This window comes from Bartonella sp. CL434QHHD, from assembly GCF_042195145.1.
Taxonomy (GTDB): Bacteria; Pseudomonadota; Alphaproteobacteria; order Rhizobiales; family Rhizobiaceae; genus Bartonella.
In genome coordinates this window covers 1-7,006 of the sequence record NZ_JBHINT010000042.1, presented here as the reverse complement: position 1 = coordinate 7,006, position 7,006 = coordinate 1, and the positions used below count along the sequence as shown (strand labels likewise).

The window sequence follows — 7,006 nt, the reverse complement described above, 5'->3', positions numbered from 1 at the left end:
ATATATATATATATATATAACTCTCTTTAAACAAAGCTTTTGAAAACAATAAAGCTATCATTTTAGATTACGGTATAATCTTTTAAAGGCAATTCAAATAAGAGTATTTAAAAGTGCAAATGATTTCTTTTTAGAATAACGCATATAAACACTCCTTTTAAAGATTGTATGTAAACAATTTATAAAAGGGATATAGAACCTATAGGTATAAGACCTTATACCCCTTGTGAGTTTATCATACCCATTATGTGAGCATGCTTTTAAGTTATTCAGTTTCTCTAATTTCTAATTTTGGTAAGCTTTTAACGATTTTCATTGTCTCTAAACTTACAGTAATAACCCTTTGAAACAACTCTAGAGGGTAGGCAGGGTTGCCAACGGTTTCAACAGCATAGCGATTGGCATCATTAACAATGCCGCTCTTTTTATCTGTCTTTACACATTGACGCCCCATAACCCATTCAAGAGCGGGTCTACCATTAACGATATACTCATAAGCTTCAAGAGGGATATCTGTCATTGTGATATTGCTGTTATAAATAACAGTTGATTTATCTTTCTCTTTACCTGCTTTTGCGAATTTCATTTCAGTCACATAATAAAACTTTTCTGGATTAGAGATATCAGTCTGTTTTGGATTGCCTTTTTTAAAGGTCACGGGATAAGGTTCTACAGTTTCATAGTTTACGTGCAAATGACCCAGTTCACGTCCTGCTGTTACAAACTTCCAAAAATCTTCAGCACTCTTTACGCAAGGAATGCGAGGCAATTTTTTAGAGAGGTTATCAGCATAACGAGCACGGTAATCTTCCGAATGGAGTAAACCGTAAACGTAATAGAATAGATCATCCTTAGTAATTTTTTCATTTGGATAAGCCTCTTTAAAATGTGCTAATCCTTCATCCGTAATGGCATCATGCTTCTGTAAACCAGCTGTTGTGCTTTTTTCTGTAAATAAATGGGATTGTTTCTCTTTATTGTTTTTCAAGGATTCAGCATCTTCATAAATATAGCGTGGAAAGCATTGACCTTTATCCACTACATCAAGATTAGGTAAATTTTTAGACATAAGTACAGAAAAACCCGATTGAGTTCCCGTACCTGTAATTTGTATTACCATATTTTCAACCACCTTCCCCATAGGGAATATCCGCGGCATTTGATAGACTCTCTCATTAAAAGTACGGTTGCAGTATAGCCATTGTTTCGTAAAAGGACGATAAAGACTTTGCGTGATGCATCTATTTTCAAATTCAAAGATTTTTCCTCTTACTAACTCTTGTTTAACATTATAGCTCCAACTTATCTTCCTCTCATCTGTATCAACGAAATTATTTACAGCCTTTGTACGTATCTTGCGACTAGCATGCGGATAGATATCATTAAAACGTTCCACTTCACTGTTATAGAAGGCAATCATATTATTCATGTTTTTCTTTAAAGTTTCATGGCTTGAGTTATACGTCCAAGCATCACGATTAGTTACAACCCCAAGAGAAAATGTTTCAAATAGTCTGAAATTACATCCCTTCTTATCGCCTATAGCTAAAAATGTTTTGAAATTGTTATCACGTTGATGAATCCAGTCACCATGTTCATCCGGTGTAATTATTTTCCAACTCGATTTATTTGTGATGCCATCAACACTACCAAAGTATTGAAGCATCTCAAGTTTTTTTGCGGTGGAAAGATTATCTCCAATATCATGATAGTAAATCTTACACGGTTGTTTTTTATTTGGATTGCGCACAAAAATCGTTACAGCTATTCCGTTTTGACTTCCAGAACCAAAAACATTGCCTCCTTCCTTTGATAGCTCTTTTGATTTTATATTTTTTCGAATATCACCACGAAGATTAATGATATAAATAGAAGAATATTCATTTCGTAAGCATTTTCGCATGCCATCAGCAAATGCTTTATCTATCCATCCATTTCCAGAAATATAAGCTACAATACCACCTTGAGAACTTAAGCGATTACTTGCCCACCTAATCGCTCGAATATAGCTATCATAGAGATTTCTTTTTAATGTTGCTTGAGATTTAAGTGCATACGTATTTTGGATACTTCTATCAAGTATTTCATATTCTACATTTGCATTATTATCATTCTCACTTCTTTGACCAGAAGAATAAGGAGGGTTACCAAATATAACTTTGATGTTTAGATTTTTCTGATGCTCTAAATATTCACTGTTTTCTTTGAATAATTCCTGTAGAAGATTTTTCTCTTCAAGCATCTGAAACGTATCAGTCAAACCAATATGCTTAAAAGGAATATACTCACCTTTCATGATACTATGATAAGTCGATTCAATGTTAATCGCTGCTATGTAATAAGCTAAGATAACAATCTCATTGGCATGGATATCATGACGGAATTTATATTCCATATCCTCTGGTTTGATGAGATTAGATTGTAAAAGTCGTGTGATAAAAGTACCCGTTCCAGTGAAAGGGTCAAGAATAGAGACACCACGTGACCCTAAGCTTTTGCCAAATTCATTACGCAACACATCATCAACAGAATGAATGATAAAATCAACAACCTCAACGGGCGTATAAACAATCCCAAGCCTATCCGTGGTTTTCTTAAATGCCTTGGCAAAAAAACTTTCATAAAGTTTGATAATAAGATTCTGTTTTGCATGAGTTTCCGTAATGCTTGCTGTACAGAACATGACACTTTTGTAAAATTGATCAAGATCTTTCGTTTTCTCTTCGATATTGGTTTTATCCAGTTCCGTTAAGATCTTATCCATTGCTTGTGAAATGGCATTGTTCTGTACAAATTCATTACCGTCAAATAAAGCTTCAAACACGGGACGCGTGACAAGATGTTGCGCTAACATCTCAATCGCTTCCTCTTGCTTTATTTCACTGTTGACGTTGTTCTTTAATTCCTTATGGAAGGCATCAAAGGCGTGAAAGGCTTCACTCTTTTCATCGGAAATCATATCTTTAAGATGATTGATATGGTTTTGAGCAATCTCAGCAACATTGTTCGCCCAAATGCCCCAATAATCCGTGATTTTAAAACTATCCAGAAAAATGGCTTTGACAAAATCAAAAAATTCAGAACGGGGGAATAGGTCTCCTTGTCCTCCAGATACCGATTGAGATTTGCTTTCTGCTGTTCCAATGACACGTCCAGAACTTTCTGCTTTTGATGGTATCGAGATCTCATCAACCGTTGTGGTAAGCTCTTTTAATTCATCCTCACGCTTAATCTCTATAATCTCAATCGTATGGCTGCTATCTTGTCCTAAAGACATTTGATTAATTGTCCGAGCAAGCCTTTCATCATGAGAATGTAAAGCATGCAAAACTTGCCAAACAACACGGTATCTCTTATTGTTTTTTAAAGCTTTTTTGGCTTCTAAGTGTGAAGGAATGATAATGGGTAAAATGATATAGCCCGTTTTCTTATTTGGAGCACGGCGCATCACACGCCCCACCGCCTGTATCACATCCACTTGGCTATTGCGTGGGTGTAAGAACATGATCGCATCAAGAGCAGGGACATCAATCCCTTCTGAAAGACACCGAACATTGCTTAAGATCCGACAAACATTGTTCCCAGCATCTCCTTTAAGCCAATCCAGTTCCTCATTGCGTTTTTTGACGCTTTGCGTTCCGTCAATATGTCTTACTTCACAGTTTAGAAAGGGAACGGTTTGAAGGAAATCATCAATATGAGATTTGATAATTTTATTAAAGAGCTTTGTTATATATTGAGAGGTATTGATATCTTTGCAAAAAGCTAAAGCACATTGCATGGGCTCTGTATCATCATCATCAACAGCGGCTTGCTTATCTATTTTGGTCAGGGCTCTATAACAGCCAATAATTTTTGCCGCATCATCTAAATCAATTTCACGGTTTTCATTGGCAATAATCTCCTGTATGGCTGGTGTGATATAGGTTTCATTAATACCCAAGACCACAATCTTGTAAGGAGTTAAAAGTTCATTATCGACAGCTTCCGCGAATGTATAATGATGGAGTTGTTTTCCAAAAAGTGCTTCATCATCCATAGAGGCGAGAACGGCATTGATCTCATCAGCCCGCCTTTTGGCAGTATCACTAAAGATACGCGGCGTTGCTGTCATATACAGACGTTTTTTACCACGAATAATGCTGTTATCATGAACCTTGATAAATTCAGATTCATTGTCTTCACTTCCCAATGAAGCCCCAGTTGTTCTATGCGCTTCATCACAAATGATCAGATCAAATTCGGGTAAACCATGCTCTTTTTGTGCATCCGAAATCACTTGGATTGAATGATAGGTTGAAAAGATGACCGTCATTGCGTCTACTAGGTTTTCACGAGCTTCTTTGGCAAGGGCTTTTGCATCTGTTGTAGCAGGGAGAACAAGATCTGATGTTTCCATGCCAACAATATCATCTTGATTTTTACGACGCTTGCCCACCTTCGTATCAGAACACACAGCAAAAGAACGCAAGGGCACTTGTGCATCGGCTGTCCATTCACGGATCGTTTGCGAGACTAAAGCAAGAGAAGGCACCAGAAACAAAACACGCTTGCCTTGACCTGCTATGTGTTCTGCTATCTTCAAACTGGTAAAAGTTTTACCCGTTCCACATGCCATAATAAGCTTGCCACGGTCTGCTTCTTTTAAACCTTCACAGACTTTTTTGATGGCTTCTTCTTGATGGGGACGAGGCTCTTTTGTTGACTTAAGAAGAACTTCTTTTTTGGTTGCATAGATTTGCCAATCTATCCGACTGTTTTCCATATGACGAAGGTCAATGCGATAAACGGGGATCGCTTGTCCTTTGATCATGGCCTTCACATTGTCACTTAATTCCACTTCCGTGCTATCAACAAGAAGACGATATTTAAAGATGTCTTTCCCAGAGGCTGCGATAAAGCTATCAATATCCTTTTTACTAATCTGATGATCTGCTTTATAAAACTTACACTGAATAGCCACATAGCCTTCTTGATGACGAAGCTTAGCAACCAGATCAATGCCGATATCATTTTTATTCCAACCTTCACGCTCTTCAGCCCATTCATAATAGGTTTCTACCTTTTCATATCGTCCATAATGGAGAGGGTCATGCATAAGATAAGCCATGACAAGATTTTCGAACAGTGTTCCTAATTCACGGGGTGATTTAGCTTGTTGACGATAATATTCTAAGAGAGAGCGTAAAGTGACATGTTCATTATCATACTTATTAAAGTGATGCATATTACAACAGGGCTCCGTTTTCACATAAGGGTTTAATTCTCTTCAAAAGAATCAAAACGAAGCTTATTAAATCCATTTTGAACGAATTGAGAAAAAGCTGGAAAAAATGCTAAAAAAGCGGATAATTTTTTCAAAAAGTTTTTTTTAAGCTTGTTTATCCACAGCCCATGACATGGGGTCAGATCAGCAAAATAGTGAAATTTGCTGTTTATTTTATGGAAAAAGACAAATGAAGCATGTGCTTTTAAAATATCATAATGATTATTTTGATAGATTTTATGAGTCACTAAAATAATCTAGTTTGTCAGTTCAATTTACAGACACAAACTGACAAATATATATTATTGATTGTATTTAAGGTTGTATTGTCGATATAGGTTGTATCGTTAAAATGCTAACATATTGAAATATAATGTTTTTAATTTTCTCTCATTTAAAAAAATAAAATAGGCTCTAAAAAGAACTGACAACACTGACAGCACTGGACAAAACTCTTCTGTTCAGATCGCTCAGATCATTGTCTTTGGAGAAAAGTTCTTTGATGAAAATGCCATTAAATATAACTTATTAGAAAATCAAGACTTTGTTTGCTCGCCACATTTGGCGAGCAAAGGCAGGAAAAAGAGTTTTGCGTAATTGTCTTGAAAGGCTCTCAAAGAGATTTCTTATTGTTTGCTATGATGGTTTTTGACGACAGGATGTGCTTGATAGCATGATGTCTCGTTTATATGCGTGTTGAGTGGCTTAGAGGGGCTGGAGAGTGAATTTATCTCTAATTATTGTAGCATTAAACTGGGGATATTGAAAACTGGGGATATTGATGTATTAACCATTGACGGGCTAAACAGTTTTGTTTAGAGGTCTTTTTACATAAATGTGGGGGAGAGATCTTCAGCAGTTAAAATAAAGCAGTTTTTGGGTGTCACTTTTTTGGTCACAGAGGCATGTGCTTTTGTTAAAAGCGTCATAGGGCAGTGGCTGTTTTGAGTGGATTTATTAGCGGTTCCATGAAGTTCTTTTAAAGAGTGCTTCATGAATAATGCAAAGCGGGGGCAATCTGTATTGTTTTATGTATTTTTACGCCAAAGTTCTCTTTTGAGAATTTTTCGTGCCATTGTTGTTTTCTTTGGCTTGTTTACAGGTGTAAATGTTTATGCGCGCTCCTCAGCTATTTTTTATTCCCCAACCGATAATTTTTCTCGCCAACAATCTGAGAAGCAGCAATTAGAAAGAATTGAAAAATTACGCGCTTTAACGCCTAAAAGGATAAAGACGCCTTCAGAGCAAAATCCAGAAACGCTTTTGGGTGGGAAGCAATGTTTTCCCATTCATGCTGTTGTTGTTGAGGGAGTGCATCATGTCAAAAAGCGCTCTATATCAGCCGTAACAGAGCCTTATGTTGGAAGATGTATTGGTCTTTTTGATATTCAGCTCTTAATCAAGAAGTTAACCAAAGTTTATTTGGATCAAGGCTATGTGACGGCGCGTTTTTACATTCCTGATCAAGATATCAAAAACAGCAAGACGCTCAAATTTATTGTCGTTGAGGGGAAACTTTCAGAGATTTACTATAATGGTTCACCGACGTCTCGTTATAATAATGTTGTATGGAGTGCTTTTCCTGGGCTTCAAGGTTATGTTCTGAACATGCGCGATATTGAACAGGGGCTTGATCAGATCAACCGTTTGAGTTCAGCACACGCTCAAAGCGAACTTCTTCCAGGGCGTGAAGAAGGGAGCACCATTGTCAATATTAACAATCATCCCGATAAAACTTTC

At 36.7% G+C, this 7,006-nt stretch carries 2 protein-coding genes; one reads left to right on the top strand and one right to left on the bottom strand.

Translation table 11 applies throughout. The features are described from left to right. Nucleotides 1–265: 265 nt before the first annotated feature. A complete protein-coding gene (locus ACFILN_RS07180; RefSeq protein ID WP_375671171.1) occupies nucleotides 266–5,227 on the bottom strand; it encodes a DEAD/DEAH box helicase in 4,962 nt (1,653 codons plus the stop codon). A 1,032-nt stretch (nucleotides 5,228–6,259) separates the two neighbouring features. On the opposite strand from ACFILN_RS07180, the gene ACFILN_RS07175 reads away from it, so the two are divergent. Continuing rightward, nucleotides 6,260–7,006 (top strand): POTRA domain-containing protein (locus ACFILN_RS07175; RefSeq protein WP_375671169.1); only part of this gene is annotated, 747 nt, incomplete at its 3' end.

Bases quoted from the DNA above. Each gene is read 5' to 3' on its own strand.
- ACFILN_RS07180 (WP_375671171.1), bottom strand. From the start codon at position 5,227: ATGCATCACTTTAATAAGTATGATAATGAACATGTCACTTTACGCTCT.